This is a genomic window from Streptosporangium sp. NPDC001559 (assembly GCF_042893955.1).
In the GTDB taxonomy this organism is placed as follows: domain Bacteria; phylum Actinomycetota; class Actinomycetes; order Streptosporangiales; family Streptosporangiaceae; genus Streptosporangium.
On record NZ_JBIAVG010000009.1, the window covers coordinates 270,795 to 285,500 of the forward strand.

At 70.0% G+C, this 14,706-nt stretch carries 17 protein-coding genes; 12 read left to right on the forward strand and 5 right to left on the reverse strand.

Annotated elements, in window-relative coordinates; all coding sequences use genetic code 11:
* Nucleotides 1–20 precede the first annotated feature (20 nt).
* Entirely contained in the window at nucleotides 21–854 is an 834-nt protein-coding gene (locus ACFYY8_RS21680; protein WP_390043520.1) for a DUF3097 domain-containing protein, read from the reverse strand.
* A gap of 59 nt (nucleotides 855–913) precedes the next feature.
* Complete coding sequence (locus ACFYY8_RS21685; RefSeq protein ID WP_390043522.1) at nucleotides 914–1,642, reverse strand: hypothetical protein; 729 nt, start codon at nucleotides 1,640–1,642, stop codon at nucleotides 914–916.
* Nucleotides 1,643–1,837: 195 nt separating this feature from the next.
* On the opposite strand from ACFYY8_RS21685, the gene hrcA reads away from it, so the two are divergent.
* From hrcA to ACFYY8_RS21700, 3 genes are read left to right on the forward strand one after another with little or no spacing between them, the layout of a single operon-like run.
* Entirely contained in the window at nucleotides 1,838–2,851 is a 1,014-nt protein-coding gene (gene hrcA / locus ACFYY8_RS21690) for a heat-inducible transcriptional repressor HrcA (RefSeq protein WP_352009440.1), read from the forward strand.
* A gap of 12 nt (nucleotides 2,852–2,863) precedes the next feature.
* Nucleotides 2,864–4,006 carry a molecular chaperone DnaJ gene (gene dnaJ, locus ACFYY8_RS21695; RefSeq protein ID WP_352008600.1) on the forward strand — a complete coding sequence of 381 codons (1,143 nt, stop codon included), beginning with the start codon at nucleotides 2,864–2,866 and terminating at the stop codon, nucleotides 4,004–4,006.
* Nucleotides 4,007–4,039: 33 nt separating this feature from the next.
* A complete protein-coding gene (locus tag ACFYY8_RS21700; protein WP_390043524.1) occupies nucleotides 4,040–4,786 on the forward strand; it encodes a 16S rRNA (uracil(1498)-N(3))-methyltransferase in 747 nt (248 codons plus the stop codon).
* A 25-nt stretch (nucleotides 4,787–4,811) separates the two neighbouring features.
* On the opposite strand, the gene ACFYY8_RS21705 is transcribed toward ACFYY8_RS21700, so the two are convergent.
* Nucleotides 4,812–5,465, reverse strand: coding sequence for a hypothetical protein (locus ACFYY8_RS21705; protein WP_390043526.1), 654 nt, complete (start codon nucleotides 5,463–5,465; stop codon nucleotides 4,812–4,814).
* On the reverse strand, nucleotides 5,462–5,941 hold the full coding sequence (locus tag ACFYY8_RS21710; RefSeq protein ID WP_184719763.1) for a SigE family RNA polymerase sigma factor: 480 nt from the start codon (nucleotides 5,939–5,941) through the stop codon (nucleotides 5,462–5,464). The genes ACFYY8_RS21705 and ACFYY8_RS21710 overlap by 4 nt, the downstream gene beginning before the upstream one ends.
* A gap of 315 nt (nucleotides 5,942–6,256) precedes the next feature.
* Here ACFYY8_RS21710 and ACFYY8_RS21715 point away from each other — a divergent pair, with 315 nt between their 5' ends.
* From ACFYY8_RS21715 to ACFYY8_RS21755, 9 genes are all read left to right on the forward strand, one after another.
* Nucleotides 6,257–6,607 (forward strand): histidine triad nucleotide-binding protein, encoded by a 351-nt coding sequence (locus ACFYY8_RS21715; RefSeq protein WP_352009441.1) that lies wholly within the window; start codon nucleotides 6,257–6,259, stop codon nucleotides 6,605–6,607.
* A 92-nt stretch (nucleotides 6,608–6,699) separates the two neighbouring features.
* Nucleotides 6,700–7,773, forward strand: coding sequence for a PhoH family protein (locus ACFYY8_RS21720; RefSeq protein ID WP_390043528.1), 1,074 nt, complete (start codon nucleotides 6,700–6,702; stop codon nucleotides 7,771–7,773).
* The gene (gene ybeY / locus ACFYY8_RS21725) at nucleotides 7,770–8,252 is read left to right on the forward strand and encodes an rRNA maturation RNase YbeY (RefSeq protein ID WP_352008604.1); all 483 of its coding nucleotides are present in this window, start codon (nucleotides 7,770–7,772) and stop codon (nucleotides 8,250–8,252) included. The genes ACFYY8_RS21720 and ybeY overlap by 4 nt, the downstream gene beginning before the upstream one ends.
* Nucleotides 8,249–9,553: a hemolysin family protein gene (locus tag ACFYY8_RS21730; protein ID WP_390043531.1), complete on the forward strand. Its 1,305-nt coding sequence runs from the start codon at nucleotides 8,249–8,251 to the stop codon at nucleotides 9,551–9,553. The genes ybeY and ACFYY8_RS21730 overlap by 4 nt, the downstream gene beginning before the upstream one ends.
* 320 nt (nucleotides 9,554–9,873) lie before the next feature.
* Entirely contained in the window at nucleotides 9,874–10,539 is a 666-nt protein-coding gene (locus ACFYY8_RS21735) for a hypothetical protein (protein WP_390043533.1), read from the forward strand.
* Nucleotides 10,540–10,602: 63 nt separating this feature from the next.
* Nucleotides 10,603–10,935: a cytidine deaminase gene (locus ACFYY8_RS21740; RefSeq protein ID WP_390043536.1), complete on the forward strand. Its 333-nt coding sequence runs from the start codon at nucleotides 10,603–10,605 to the stop codon at nucleotides 10,933–10,935.
* Nucleotides 10,936–10,952: 17 nt separating this feature from the next.
* Nucleotides 10,953–11,873: a GTPase Era gene (era, locus tag ACFYY8_RS21745; RefSeq protein ID WP_390043539.1), complete on the forward strand. Its 921-nt coding sequence runs from the start codon at nucleotides 10,953–10,955 to the stop codon at nucleotides 11,871–11,873.
* Between the two features lie 355 nt (nucleotides 11,874–12,228).
* Complete coding sequence (locus tag ACFYY8_RS21750) at nucleotides 12,229–13,398, forward strand: transporter substrate-binding domain-containing protein (RefSeq protein WP_390043542.1); 1,170 nt, start codon at nucleotides 12,229–12,231, stop codon at nucleotides 13,396–13,398.
* Nucleotides 13,395–14,381 (forward strand): hypothetical protein, encoded by a 987-nt coding sequence (locus ACFYY8_RS21755; protein ID WP_390043544.1) that lies wholly within the window; start codon nucleotides 13,395–13,397, stop codon nucleotides 14,379–14,381. Before ACFYY8_RS21750 ends, ACFYY8_RS21755 begins: the two co-directional genes overlap by 4 nt.
* Before the next feature lie 21 nt (nucleotides 14,382–14,402).
* Here the strand turns inward: ACFYY8_RS21755 and ACFYY8_RS21760 are convergent, their stop codons facing one another.
* Nucleotides 14,403–14,648 (reverse strand): DUF2630 family protein, encoded by a 246-nt coding sequence (locus ACFYY8_RS21760; RefSeq protein ID WP_352008611.1) that lies wholly within the window; start codon nucleotides 14,646–14,648, stop codon nucleotides 14,403–14,405.
* Nucleotides 14,649–14,706: the final 58 nt, after the last annotated feature.

Genomic DNA, 14,706 nt, shown 5'->3' on the forward strand with positions numbered 1-14,706 from the left:
CCATCTCCTCGATGGGTGGATCAGTCGTCCTGGGCGGGGTCGGTCACGAAGTCGATCAACCGCTCGACCGGGCCGAGGAGCTCCGGTTCGAGATCGGCGTAGGTGGTGACCGATCCGAGGATGCGGCGCCAGGCCTCCGCGGGATCGACGCCCCATCCGAGGGCGGCGATGACGCCCTCCTTCCACGGCAGGCCGCGCGGTACCCGGGGCCAGGCGGGAATCCTCAGCGCCGACGGTTTGACGGCCTGCCAGACGTCCACGAACGGGTGCCCGGCGACCAGCACGTGGGGCGAGGAGACCTCGGCCGCGATCCGGCTCTCCTTGGACCCGGCGACCAGATGGTCGACGAGCACACCGAGACGACGCTCCGGGCCGGGCCCGAACTCCGCGACGATCTCGGGGAGGTGGTCGACGCCTTCGAGGTACTCGACCACGACGCCCTCGACGCGCAGGTCGTGTCCCCAGACCTTCTCGACCAGCGCGGCGTCGTGCACGCCCTCCACGTAGATCCGGCTCTCCCTGGCGGTCCGGGCCCGCAGGCCCTCGACCGCGATGGAGCCGGAGGCGCTGCGGCGCGGTCCCTGCGGCCCCCGGGAGCCCGGGGGCGCGGCGGCGGGCCGTACCAGGGTCACCGTCCTGCCTTCGAGGAGGAACGCGGCCGGGTCGAGCGGGAACAGGCGCCGCCGCCCGAAGCGGTCCTCCAGGGTGACGGCCTCCTTGTCGCAGGCGACCACGGCGCCGCAGAAGCCGCTCTCGGCGTCCTCGACGACCAGGTCGGGCTCGGCGGGGACCTGGGGGATCTTCCCCTTGAGGGGACGACGCCAGTTTCCCGCCAGCACGTCACGCTCGTACATCACCGGCCGTCAGCCACCTCTCGCAGGGGATCACGTGGGACGGTAGCAAAGAGCGGGCCTCACCTGCCGTAGGCTCCGGGCTGTCCCCACTGGGCCGCCGCGGCCGCGGCCTGGCGCTTGCGGGCGCCGCTGCGCTTGACCAGCACGACGATCGTCACGATGACGGCCAGCAGGAACCCGATGCCCGGCACACCGAACAGCATCAGCGTGCCGCTGATCACGGAGTCGGCCACGATCTCCTTGCCAACGCCGAACTTGGCGTCGACCCCGCCCGAGGTGGTGCAGGTGATCGGGTAGTCGCCCGCCTTGTCCACCCCGATCCGCAGGGCGAGCTCCCACAGCTGCCCGTCGGCGGTGACGGTCTGCTGGAAGCTCGGCCGCTGGAGCTTGACGGTTCCCGGGGCGCCCTCGATCTGGCACTCGAAGTTCGTGCCCTTGGCCGCGGCGACGTAGATGGCGGGCTTGTTCGCCGGGTCGATGCTGACGGTCGTCTTCTGGTCGGGACCGAAGGAGGAGGTCGGGGCGGCTTCGGTGACCGCGTTGAAGAGGCCGCCCGCGAAACCGACGAAGCCAATGATCACGCTCAGCACGAAGAGCAGCCACACGCCGACGATCCAGCCGACGCCGGGCTTCACCTTCGGCGGCGGGCCCTGGGGCGCGCCGTATCCCGGGGGCGGGTAGCCGAAGGAGGGGCCGCCCTGCTGGTACTGCTGTTGCTGCTGGTGGGGCTGGCCGTACGGCTGCTGGGGGGTGCCGTAACCCGAGGGGGATCCGAAATCATTGGACATATACCTAATTGTGGCCCTTACCACTTGGATAGCGATAGCAGCTGACTTGACAATGGCTTGCTCCAGGGCCCGCTCCCGCCCATCCTGGTGCCGTGTTATCGCACCCCCCGGGCTGGAGCCGTACACTTGGCACTCGGGAACACCGAGTGCCAGACCTGGCGTTTCCCGTCCGAGCGCAGGTAGGAGGTGAGCACGTTGGTTGACGACCGCAAGCTGGCGGTCCTACGCGCCATCGTCGAGGACTACGTGTCCACCAATGAGCCGGTCGGCTCGAAGGCTCTCGCGGAGCGTCACAACCTGGGTGTGTCTCCCGCGACCATCCGCAACGACATGGCGGTGCTGGAGGAGCAGGGCTACATCGCCCAGCCCCACACCAGCGCCGGCCGGGTGCCGACGGACAAGGGCTACCGGCTGTTCGTCGACCGCCTCTCCCAGGTGAAGCCGCTGTCCGGCGCGGAGAGGAGGGCCATCGAGAGCTTCCTCGCGGGCGCCGTCGACCTCGACGACGTCGTGATGCGCACGGTACGGCTGCTGGCCCAGCTGACCCGTCAGGTCGCCGTGGTCCAGTACCCCACGATCTCCAACTCCAAGGTCCGCCACGTCGAGCTGGTCCCGCTGAACGAGCACCGTCTGATGTTCGTGCTCATCACGAACACCGGGCGGGTCGAGCAGCGCGTGGTGGAGCTGCAGGAGGTCATCGACGACAACCGCGTGGCGCACCTGCGCGCGGTGCTCAACGCCTGCCTGGACGGCTGCGGGCTGGCCAGTGTTCCCGACATGGTCGCCGACCTGCCCGAACGGCTCCCCGCCGAGGACAGGCCCGTCGCGGCCACCATCCTTTCGGTCCTGCTGGAGTCCCTTGTGGACCGGCATGATGAGAAGATCGTTTTCGCCGGGGCCGCCAACCTCGCGGGGGCCGACTTCACCGTCGGGCTCCGCGACGTGCTGGAGGCCCTGGAGGAGCAGGTGGTGCTCATGCGCCTGCTCGGTGAGACCTCGGACCTGTCGGCGCTGACGGTGCGCATCGGCTCGGAGAACCCCTACACGGGTCTCCAGGGCACGTCCATCGTCGCCGCCGGATACGGTTCGGGTGGCAAGCAACTGGCCCGGCTCGGTGTGCTGGGTCCGACACGTATGGACTACCCGGTCACGATGGGCGCGGTGCGCGCGGTGGCACGCTACGTCAGCCAGATCCTGGCTGCATCCTAAGAGGTCAACTAAGTGGCTACTAAGAGTGACTACTACGGCACCCTGGGGGTGCGGCGCGACGCCAGCGCGGAGGAGATCAAGAAGGCCTACCGCCGCCTGGCCAGGGAGCTGCATCCCGATGTGAACCCCGACCCTGAGACCCAGGAGCGGTTCAAGGACATCACCCAGGCCTACGAGGTGTTGTCCGATCCCAACAAGCGTCAGATGTACGACATGGGCGCCGACCCGTTCTCCTCGGGCGGCGCGGGCGCCGGAGGCTTCGGCGCCGGCTTCCCCTTCAGCGACATCATGGACGCCTTCTTCGGCGCGGCGGGCGGCGGCGCGGGGCGCGGTCCCCGCTCGCGGGCCCGCAGGGGCCGCAACGCCACCATCAGGGTCGAGCTCGACCTGCGGGAGGCGGCCTTCGGCACGACCCGCGAGCTGGTGGTCGACACCGCGATCCTGTGCGAGGTCTGCACCGGCTCCGGCGCGGCGGCGGGCACCCACCCCGACACCTGTGACGTCTGCCACGGGCGCGGCGAGGTCTCCCAGGTCACCCGGTCCTTCCTCGGCCAGGTCATGACCTCCCGTCCCTGTCCGCAGTGCGGCGGGTTCGGTTCGATCATCCGCAACCCCTGCCAGGAGTGCTCCGGCGACGGCCGGGTCCGCACCCGGCGGACCATCAAGGTCCGCATCCCCGCGGGCGTCGAGGACGGCACCCACATCCAGCTCGCCGGCGAGGGCGAGATCGGCCCCGGCGGCGGCCCGCCCGGCGACCTGTTCCTGGAGATCGTCGAGCGCCCCCACGAGACCTTCGAGCGCCGCGGCGACGACCTGCACTGCACCGTGCAGATCCCGATGACCGCCGCCGCGCTCGGCACGATCCTGACGCTGGAGACACTCGACGGCGCCGAGGAGCTGGACGTCCGCCCCGGCACCCAGTCCGGGCAGACCATCCCGCTGTACGGCAAGGGCATCCAGCGCCTCAACGAGACCGGCAGGGGAGACCTGCTGATCCACGTCAACGTCGAGACGCCCGCCCGTCTCGACCAGGCTCAGGAGGAGCTCCTGCGCGAGCTGGCCAGGCTCCGCGGCGAGGAGCGTCCACCCGGCAAGTTCGCCCCCGGTCAGCAGGGCTTCTTCTCCCGCCTGCGGGACGCCTTCAATGGCCGCTGATCCGGCGGGCGCCCGCGGGGCCTGTGAGGGCCGATGACGGTTCCGGTCTTCCTGGCGGAGCCGGGTGACCTGGCCCTGCGGGAGTTCGTCTTCGGCGGCCCCGAGGGCCGCCACGCGGCTGCCGTACGGCGGCTGCGGACGGGGGAGCGGCTCGACCTCACCGACGGCGCGGGGACGGTCGCCGAGTGCGTCGTGCGTGACGCGGGCAAGGACTCGCTCCGGGTGGAGGTGCTGCGCCGCTACGAGGTCGTGCCGCCGCGCCCCCGCCTGGTCGTCGTGCAGGGCCTGCCCAAGGGCGACAGGGGAGAACTGGCCGTCGAGATGATGACCGAGGCGGGGGTCGACGTGATCGTCCCCTGGTCCGCCGCCAGGTGCGTCACCCAGTGGAAGGGCGAGCGCGCGGCCAAGTCCCTGGCCCGCTGGCGCTCGACCGCGCGGGAGGCGGGCAAGCAGTCCCGGCGCTTCCTGCTGCCCGAGGTGACCGAACCCGCCACGACCTCCCGGGTCGCCACCCTGCTGGCGGAGGCCGCGCTCGGCGTCGTGCTGCACGAGGAGGCCGCCACGCCGCTGTCCACCATCCCCCTGCCCGCCGGGGCCGACGGCGACATCGGAGACATCGTCGTGGTCGTCGGTCCCGAGGGCGGCGTCACCGAGGAGGAGATCGCCGCCTTCCGCGAGGCGGGGGCGGTGGCGGCGCTGCTCGGACCGACGGTGCTGCGCACCTCGACGGCGGGCGTCGCCGCCGCGGCAGTGCTACAGGCCCGTACGGGCCGCTGGTGACCGGGTCCGCCGGGGCGCGAACGCCTCAGGGGCGGGCGGCAGGGGCGGGAGAGGAGTCCGTCTGCACCGGGGTCCGCTGAGGGTCCTGAGGGCACTCGTCGGCCGCGCAGGGGGCCTCGGAGGGGCCGCCCGTCTCCGAGGGCTCCGGCGGAGCCGGCGTCTCGGTCGGCTCCTCGCACGCCTTCTGCGTCTCCTCGGGCTCGACCGTGGTGCCGGGAGAGGTCGTCCCGCAGGACGGCGACGGTGACGGCTTGGGAGTCCTGGACGGCTTGGCCGACGGCTTCGGGCTCGGCGTCCCCGACTTCGAGACGGCCGGAGGCGCGGGAGGCGTGAGGCTCGGCTTGGCCGGGGCGGCGGACGGCCCGGCGGTCCGCAGGGGAGGCCGCGAGGTCGCGGACATCTCCGGGCTCGTCGGCACGGTGAAGTTGACCTCGTTGCTGTGGACCTGCTTCGTGTCGTGACGGAACTGCGGCACGACCACCACGACCGCCGCCGCGACGAGGACGGCCCCGGCGACGGAGGCTCCGGCGCGCCACCACATCAGCCCGCGGAGCCCGCGTCGCTCTATGCGGGCGCGGATGATCTCCAGACCGTCCGGGGAGGGAACGACCGAGTTCGCCTCCGCGCTCAGGGCACGGCGGAGAAGCTCGCCGTACTCGTCGTCGGGGGAGTCGGTCATGACAGTTGCTCCAGTGAGGTTCGTAGGGCGGCCATGCCGCGAGCCGTGTGACTCTTGACCGCGCCTTTGCTGATGCCCATCGCGTGGGCGATCTGCGCTTCCGACAGGTCACCGTAGTACCGCAGAACCAGGGCCTCCCGCTGCCGGGCGGGCAGGCCGCGAAGCGCCTCGATGACGGCGGACCTCTCCAGTTCGCCGATGGCGCCGTTCTCGGCGCTCGGCGCGTCGGGCAGGCCCTTCGGCGCGTACTTCTCAACGACCGCCCGGTGCCGCAGCACGGAGCGTGATCTGTTGACGACCGATTGGCGCAGGTAGGCGAGTGCCTTGTCGGTGTCACGCAGGCGGCGCCAGGCGCCGTGGATGGCGACGAACGCGTCCTGCACGACTTCCTCCGCGGTTGCCATGTCGCGGACGAGCAAAACTGCGAGACGCACAAGAGACCGATAATGCGCGCTGTAGAGCGCGGTCACGGCCATGTCGGCGTCCCAACCGACGGGCACCGCCCCCAGCGACCTGTCGGCCACGAGGGTCTCGGTGGTCACATCAGTGGGACGCTCGGCCTTCCCAGAGGGTTTACGCTCTGCCGGTTCATTAGGGGGCATGACCCAGTCGTGTCCTCGCCAGGCGGCCACATCGTGCTAATCGCATGGGCTGTCGTTGTTGAAGTTTTGCACACTTACCTTAGCTGGGCGGATCTTTGTTCGCTGACGATGTGCCATCACCGATTGACAACGGCGCGGGGAGCGGGGAAGGGGCTTCACGGGATCACAGGGGGATAGGGTGCCCGCATGGTGAGTGAAGCCGACTGCCTGTTCTGCAGGATCGTGGCCGGGGAGATTCCCGCGGACGTCGTCCACGAGACCGAGCGGACCCTGGCCTTCAGAGACGTCAACCCCCAGGCGCCGACCCATGTCCTGGTGGTTCCCAAGGACCACTACCAGGACGCGGCGGCGCTGGCCGCGGCCGACCACGGGCTCGCCGACGAGGTGCTCAGGACGGCGCACACGGTGGCCGAGCAGGAGGGGGTCGCGGAGCCCGGATATCGCATCGTGTTCAACACCGGCCCCGGGGCCGGACAGACCGTTTTCCACGTGCACGGGCACGTGCTCGGCGGACGCGGCCTGACCTGGCCGCCCGGCTGAAAACGGGAAAGCGCGATCGGGTCGAACACGGATACGATGGCGGGGAAGTCTGAACCCGATATCTGGAGGCGAACAGGCCGAAAGGCCCGCCTATGTCCGAGACAAACGATTCCAGCAGAACGTCCCAGCCCAAGGCCAAGGGCCCCACTAGGACCCAGGCAAAGGTGGTGATTCCGGACGACCATTCGATGGTGAGCCTGCTGGGCTCGCGTGACGAGCTGCTGCGGGTCGTCGAGGGCGCCTTCCGCGCCGACATCCACGTCCGGGGCAACGAGATCACCATCACCGGCAGCCCCGAGGAGAGCAGCGTCGTGGTGCGCCTGTTCGAGGAGCTGGCCGAACTCGTCCGCGGGGGCGCGGAACTCACACCCGACGCGGTCGAGCGCAGCATCGCGATGCTGCGCATGAGCTCGGACCGCCCGGCGGAGGTGCTCTCCCTCGACATCATCTCCTCGCGGGGCCGGACGATCCGTCCCAAGACGGTGAACCAGAAGCGTTACGTCGACGCGATCGACCGGCACACCATCGTCTTCGGCATCGGCCCCGCCGGCACCGGCAAGACCTACCTGGCGATGGCCAAGGCGGTCAGGGCGCTGCAGGAGAAGAAGGTCAACCGGATCATCCTCACCCGTCCGGCGGTCGAGGCGGGCGAACGGCTCGGCTTCCTGCCCGGCACGCTCTACGAGAAGATCGACCCCTACCTGCGCCCGCTCTACGACGCGCTGCACGACATGGTCGACCCCGACTCGATCCCCCGGCTGATGGCGGCGGGCACGATCGAGGTCGCCCCGCTGGCCTACATGCGCGGCCGTACGCTCAACGACGCCTTCATCATCCTCGACGAGGCGCAGAACACCTCGCCCGAGCAGATGAAGATGTTCCTGACGCGTCTGGGGTTCAACTCGAAGATCGTCGTCACGGGTGACGTCACCCAGGTCGACCTGCCCGGCGGCACGCAGAGCGGCCTGAAGGTGGTCCAGGACATCCTCGACGGCATCCCCGACATCCACTTCAGCCGTCTGACCAGCTCCGACGTCGTACGGCACAGGCTGGTCAGCGACATCGTCGACGCCTACGGGCGCTACGACGAGCTGCGGCGTGACGAGCCGCAGCCGATCAAGGGCGTGGTGAAGCGTCCCAGGGGAAGAACGGTGAGCGACCGATGAGCATCGAGGTCAACAACGAGTCAGGCGTCGAGATCGACGAGGGGCTCATCGTCTCGCTGGCCGGGCACGTGCTGGAGCGGATGGACATCAACCCGCTCGCCGAACTGTCCATCCTCGTCGTGGACGAGGAGGCCATGTCGGTGCTGCACGAGCAGTGGATGGGCGAGCCAGGGCCGACGGACGTGCTCGCCTTCCCGATGGACGAGCTGCGCCCCGGTCCCGGCAGCGGCGCCCGCCAGGAGGGCGACGCCCCGGCCGACCCGGCGCTCCTGGGCGACGTGGTGCTGTGCCCGCAGGTGGCGGCCAAGCAGGCCGCCGAGGCGGGGCACAGCACGGAGGCCGAGCTTGAGCTGCTGTGCACGCACGGCATCCTCCACCTGCTCGGCTACGACCACGCCGAGCCCGAGGAGCACAAGGAGATGTTCGGCCTGCAGGGCGAGCTTCTCGAATCGTGGCGGAAGGTACGCCCCCAGCGGTGAACTTCGCCAACGGGTGGTTGCTCTCGGCCGTCGTCCTCGTCGTGGTCGGCGGCCTGATCGCCAGTGCGGAGACGGCTCTCACCCGCATATCGCGGGTGCGGGCCGAGGAGTTCGTGCGTGAGGGCCGCCGGGGCGCCAGGCGCCTGCAGGCGATCGTCGCCGACCCGCCGCGCTACCTCAACCTGCTGCTCCTGCTGCGCCTGAGCTGCGAACTGGTCGCCACGGTGATCGCCACGCTGCTCTTCATCGACCTGTTCGGCGACGAGGGCGGGGCGTACGCCGCCGCGGCGGCCGTCATGATCGTGATCAGCTACGTGATCGTCGGGGTCTCCCCGCGCACACTCGGCCGCCAGCACGCCGAACCGATCGCCCTGGCCAGCGCCCCTCTCGTGTACGGCCTGACCAGGATCTTCGGTCCCCTGCCCAAGCTGCTCATCCTGATCGGCAACGCCGTGACGCCCGGCAAGGGCTTCAGGGAGGGGCCGTTCACCTCGGAGGCCGAGTTGCGCGACCTGGTCGACCTGGCCGAGGAGCGCAGGGTCATCGAGCCGGACGAGCGGGAGATGATCCACTCGGTCTTCGAGCTCGGCGACACCCTGGTGCGCGAGGTCATGGTGCCCCGTACCGACATGGTCTTCATCGAGCGCGCCAAGACCCTGAACCAGGCGCTGTCGCTCGCCCTGCGCAGCGGGTTCTCCCGCATCCCCGTCGTCGGGGAGAACGAGGACGACGTCATCGGGATCGCCTACCTCAAGGACGTCGTGCGCCGCCTGCAGGAGACCGGGGAGCAGAGCCGCACGGAGCAGATCGACACGATCATGCGCCCGGCCTCCTACGTGCCGGAGAGCAAGCCGATCGACGAGCTCCTGCGCGAGATGCAGGCCCGCCAGATCCACCAGGCCATCGTCATCGACGAGTACGGCGGGACGGCCGGTCTGGTCACGATCGAGGACATCCTGGAGGAGATCGTCGGTGAGATAACCGACGAGTACGACCAGGAGGCGCCCAGGATCGAGTCGCTGGACGACGGTTCCGTACGGGTGACCGCCCGTCTGCCCGTGGGCGACCTGGCCGACCTGTTCGACGTCGAGCTCGAGGTGGACGACGTCGAGACCGTGGGCGGCCTGCTGGCGCACGCCCTCGGCCGGGTGCCGATCGCGGGCTCGGAGGCCGTGGTCGAGGGGCTCAGCCTGACGGCCGAGAGCCTCGCGGGCCGTCGCAACCGGATCGGCACGGTCCTCGTCCGGCGGGTCGCCCCCGCCGAGCCCGACTCCGTGGAGGCGTCGGCGGGACACGACTGACCTCGCGGAAAGCGACTTTCAAGCGGGCCGCAAGCGTCCTGCAACCGGGGCCGGGCACTGTGTTCTCACGGCGCCGCTCACGCGGAGCCGATGGGGGCCGGCACCGTGAGGGGTTCGCGGGGCCGGGATGAAAAACACGGGGAAAGGCACGAGAGGCTCCGGCAGACAGTCTCTCGTCGCTCGCTGAAGGGTGTTCTCAACCGCATGGGGTGGTTGAGGGCACCCTTAGGCGTTTCTTGGCGATTGCCGCTTTTGGTGACAGGGAAGAAAGCGGATCGGCGGGGACAAGACATCTCGCATGTGACATCGGGGGATGAGTCATGACGCGGGGGATTCAGGCTGTTATTGCGGTCACTATCTGCGGGGCGCTGGCCATGGGGGCGGCCGCGTGCGGTGGCGGGGCGGCGCGGGACGCCTCAGCGGGAGGCGACTCCCGAGCCGAGCTCACAAGGCTGCGGGGACTGCTGCGGGAAGGGGCGTCGCGCCTTCCCGACGGCTTCTCCGCCAAGCCGCGCGACGGGTGGGTGCCACCGTTCCGGGCGGTCAACCAGGACTGCAGACTCCTGCTCGACACGGCAGGAGGCGGAGGAGCCGATTCCGGCGGGACGCGGGTGGCCGTGACCTACCCGGGCGACAGGCTGGGCGAGCTGGCCGGGGTCAGCATGGCCTCCTACGCCGGGCAGGGCGCCGAACTGCGCTTCGCGGAGCTGACCCGGGCCCTGGACGGTTGCCGGGTGGCCAGGAACTCCCTGGCGGGCAGAGGAACCGCCCTCCGGGTCTCCCGGCTGCGACTGGGCGGCGCCGGAGCCGAGGTCCAGGCCAGGCGGCTGCGGGGCAGGCTCAACGGCTACCCCTACGAGATGCACGTCGTCTTCGCCCTTACGGGAAACACCCTGGTCTCCCTGGTGCACACCGGTGTCGCCGGTGTCGACGCGGGCCGTACCGGACAGCTCACCCGGTCGCTCATCGGCGGCGCGGCCTCGTGAACGGTCCCGTCGGGCGTACGGGCCGGTCGTGCCTCGCCTCCCGGGGCTGAATACCCTTGTGCCGTGAGTGACACGACCCTCGACCCAGAGGACAACAAGATCATCGTGCTGGCCCGCTCCATCCGCGCCCGTAACGGCGCGGCCGAGGGGGCGGCCGTACGCGACGAGACGGGACGGACCTACTCGGCGACCAACGTGGCGCTGCCGTCACTGCGGTTGTCGGCGCTCCAGGTGGCCGTGGCGATGGCCGTCTCCAGCGGGGCCGAGTCCCTGGAGGCGGCGGCGCTGGTCACGGCGGCGGACGGCCCGGCGGAGACGGACGTGCTCGTGGTCCGCGATCTGGGCGGGGAGCGGCTCCTCGTCGCCGGTCCCGACGGAACGCTGCGTCAGAGCTGACCGTTCCATCGGGGACAATGGTTGGCGTGAGTTCCTCAGCTGCTGATTTCCGTGCCGGTTTCGCCTGCTTCGTCGGCAGGCCCAATGTCGGCAAATCCACGCTGATGAACGCGTTGGTCGGCACGAAGGTGGCGATCACCTCCTCCAAGCCGCAGACCACTCGCAGGGCCATCAGGGGCATCGTGCACCGGCCCGACGCCCAGCTCGTCATCGTGGACACCCCCGGCTTGCACCGGCCCAGGACGCTGCTGGGCGAGCGGCTGGACAGCCTGGTGCTGTCCACCCTCACCGAGGTCGACGTGATCGGCTTCTGCGTGCCCGCCAACGAGCCCGTCGGCAAGGGAGACCGGTTCATCGCCGAGAAGCTCGCCGCCGTCAGGAAGACCCCGGTCGTCGCCGTGGTGACCAAGTGCGACCTGGCCACCCGCGAGCAGATCGCCGCCCAGCTGCTCGCGGTCTCCCAGCTTGCCGAGTTCGCGGAGATCGTCCCGGTCTCCGCGGCGTCGGGCGAGCAACTGGACGTGGTCGCGGACGTGCTGATCGACCGGCTTCCCGAGAGCCCGCCGCTGTACGAGGGGGGGCAGCTCACCGACGAGCCGGAGCAGGTGCTCGTTGGTGAGCTGATCCGGGAGGCCGCGCTCGAGGGGGTCAGGGACGAGCTGCCGCACTCGATCGCGGTCGTCGTCGACGAGATGCTGCCCCGTGAGGGCCGCGACGACCTGCTCGACATCTACGCGCACATGTTCGTCGAGCGCCCGTCGCAGAAGGCCATCGTGATCGGCCACAAGGGAGCGCGCCTGAAGGAGGTCGGCAGCCGGGCCCGTAAGCAGATCGAGGCGCTGCTCGGTAGCCGGGTCTACCTCGACCTGCGCATCAGCGTCGCCAAGGACTGGCAGCGCGACCCCAAACAGCTGCGCCGTCTCGGCTTCTACGACTGAGCGTCTCCTTCACGGTCCGGAGTGCGGCCGGTTTTCCCGGCCCGCGGGTCTCTCCCGGGTTTCGTCGTGCGCCGAACGCCGTAGGAAACGCGTGCGGGCGAAAGGGCGGCCAGGGGGAGCAAAAGGGTTTTCCATGGCCGATGACCTGGTCTTGTGGTGCTTTTCCGGAACCTCTGATTTGGCGGCCACGGCCGGTCGGCGGGCCTTCCTGAAACCGGGGGTCATTGCCGGAGGTTTTCGCCGGTGTTTTCCCGGTAAAGGGGGGACGCTCCGTTCGATCTCGTCTTGGTGAAGGCCCTCCTGAATCCGGGAACCCCGGCGTAGCCTTCGGGGTAAAGAGGAGGTCAAGGGCGCAGTGACCGAGAAACCCGCGCGGGGGCAGGAGCCACCCGAGCCCGAGCTCGATCGGCCCGAGCCGGAACGGCCGGCGAAGCCAGAACCGTCCGAACCGCCCGGGACGCCCGAGCCGTTCGAGGAACCGCCCCCCGCCACGGAGCGTTACGTTCCCCAGCCCGTCCCGCCGGAGCTCGGCGGCTCAACGGGCAGAGGGCGCAGGGTGCGGCGCTTCCGGCTGACCGCCTGGATCGCGCTGGTCCTGGCGGCCGTCGTGGTCGGAGCCTCGGTCCTGTGGGTCAACGGGCCGCCGACGGAGGCCGAGCTGCGGGAGAAGGCGGGCCTGTTCGGCAAGGAGATCCTGCGGATCGGCGTCAAGGACGACACCCCGGGCATCGCACTGCAGGACAAGAGCGGCGCACGCGTCTTCAGAGGCTTCGACATCGACATCGCGTACATGATCGCCGCGGACCTGGGCTATCCGAAGGACAGAGTCGCCTTCATGGCCATCGAGACCGAGGACAGGGCCCGTATGCAGGCCCGCGACAAGGACGGCCTGTTCGTCAGGGTCGACCTCGTGGTCGCCACCTTCAGCGTGACGCCCGAGCGGCAGAAGGACCCCTCCGTCGGCTTCTCCACGCCCTACCTCTACACCGAGCAGTCCGTGGTGACCAGGTCCGACTATGAGGGGAAGGTCACCTCGCTGGGGCAGTTGAGGGACAAGAAGGTCTGCACGCTCGGCACCTCGACCTCGGAGGTCGAACTGGAGCGGGCGACCAGGGCGGACGTCACCGCGAAGAACCGGATCAGCGACTGCATCGAGGGACTGAAGAACGGGGAGTACGACGCGGTGACGACCGACGCGGCCATCCTGGCGGGGTTCGTCAAGGAGTCGGCCGGAGGGCTGATCCACCACGACATCGCGCTGGAGAAGACCGAGATGTGGGCGGTCAACGCGGGCCCGAACGCCGCGCTGCGCGACCTGGTCAACCTCGCCCTCTACCGGTCCTACGCCGACCCGCAGAACCACGGCTGGGAGGACGCCTACAAGGACAACATCGAACCGATGCTCGCCGCGAGCCGCGACGTCAACGTGGCGCAGTCCGAGCAGCCGTGTGTTCTTCCCCCGCCGATCCGCAGGTGGCCGTGGGAGCGTGGCCTGTCCGCGGCCCAGGAGTGTCTCTCCCGGTGAAACGCCCCCGGCGAGTCATGGCCACGCCGAGGAACCAGGAGTGGCTGCTCGCGCTGCTGCCGGTCTTCCCCGTCGTCCTGCTGGTGATGCGGCTGTGGTACGCCAGCAGGCAGGACACCCAGACGCTGCTCCTGCTCGTGCAGAGCATCAGTCCGCTGGGCATGCTGACCGCCGTCCTGCTCACGAGCGTGTGGGTGCTGCCCGCGCTCATCCTGGGCGGCAGGGTGCTGGGCACCCTCTACTGGATCAGCGCGCGCCGTTCCTCGTGGCTGGTGCGCACCGCGCAGCGGCTTCCCAGCTGGGTGGTCGTCCTGGCCGTCGTGGTCGGCCTGTTCTCCTGGCAGTTGCGCTTCCTGCCGACGCTGGTGATGCTGGCGCTGGCCGCGGCGGGCCTCACGGTCCGCGACCGGTTCCCGCACCACGAGGGGCTGCGCACCGCCTTCTGCTACGCGCTGCCGCTGATGATCGCGCTGCTGTCCTACGTGGTGCTGTGGCCCGCGATCGTCACGGCGTTCACCATCCATGACGTGCCGACCGCGATCCTGCTGACCCTTCCGCCGGGGGTCTCCGTGCTGCTCACCGGGCCGGTCCCCCTGATCGCCGCGCGGACGCTCACCCACGGCATCGCCATCGCCATCGCGGTCTTCGCGCCGTTCCTGGTCGGGGTGATCGTGATGCGGGCGCCGATCCTGCCGCTGACCGCGCTGCAGATCGAGGAGGAGGGCAAGCCCCGGGTGCTCGTCGGCTACCTGGTCGCGGGCGACGACCGGATGTTCACCGTTCTCGGGCGGGAGGGCGCCGTGAGCTTCGTCCGCAACGACGAGCTCAAGTCCAGGGTGCTGTGCCCCGATCCGGGCGAGGTGCCCAGGACCCAGGTCAATCTGCACGGCTGGTACGTGGAGCAGAACATGGCCTCCTGGATCGCCCCGTCCCGTCCCATGCTCCCCGTCGACTCCCGCTGCCAGGGAAGGCCGCTCGGCTGAGGGCCCTCAGGCCGGCCCGCGCTACTGGCGGTACTCCTCGACCTCCCGCACCGGGCGCGGTGCCGCGGAGTCGGGATCCTCGCCGAATTCCCTGTGCGCCCTGCGCTGCCTGAGCAGGTCCCACGCCTGGTCGAGAGCCTCCTCAAGCTCCCTGATCCGGTTGTTCTCCTCGTGTGAGGAGATGCCGCCGGAGGCCAGCCGCCGCCGCAGGCCGTGTTCCTCCGCGATCAGCTCGTGGATGTGGGCGAGGATGTCGTCGTCCTTCATGGTCGGTCCCCCTGTCATCGACAGCAGCGCCACGGTAACGCCACTGTAACCCGCGACT

Bases quoted from the DNA above. Each gene is read 5' to 3' on its own strand.
- ACFYY8_RS21680 (WP_390043520.1), bottom strand. From the start codon at position 854: ATGTACGAGCGTGACGTGCTGGCGGGAAACTGGCGTCGTCCCCTCAAG.
- ACFYY8_RS21760 (WP_352008611.1), bottom strand. From the start codon at position 14,648: ATGAAGGACGACGACATCCTCGCCCACATCCACGAGCTGATCGCGGAG.
- ybeY (WP_352008604.1), top strand. From the start codon at position 7,770: ATGAGCATCGAGGTCAACAACGAGTCAGGCGTCGAGATCGACGAGGGG.
- ACFYY8_RS21700 (WP_390043524.1), top strand. From the start codon at position 4,040: ATGACGGTTCCGGTCTTCCTGGCGGAGCCGGGTGACCTGGCCCTGCGG.
- era (WP_390043539.1), top strand. From the start codon at position 10,953: ATGGTTGGCGTGAGTTCCTCAGCTGCTGATTTCCGTGCCGGTTTCGCC.
- ACFYY8_RS21710 (WP_184719763.1), bottom strand. From the start codon at position 5,941: ATGGCCGTGACCGCGCTCTACAGCGCGCATTATCGGTCTCTTGTGCGT.
- ACFYY8_RS21720 (WP_390043528.1), top strand. From the start codon at position 6,700: ATGTCCGAGACAAACGATTCCAGCAGAACGTCCCAGCCCAAGGCCAAG.
- ACFYY8_RS21705 (WP_390043526.1), bottom strand. From the start codon at position 5,465: ATGACCGACTCCCCCGACGACGAGTACGGCGAGCTTCTCCGCCGTGCC.
- ACFYY8_RS21735 (WP_390043533.1), top strand. From the start codon at position 9,874: ATGACGCGGGGGATTCAGGCTGTTATTGCGGTCACTATCTGCGGGGCG.
- ACFYY8_RS21685 (WP_390043522.1), bottom strand. From the start codon at position 1,642: ATGTCCAATGATTTCGGATCCCCCTCGGGTTACGGCACCCCCCAGCAG.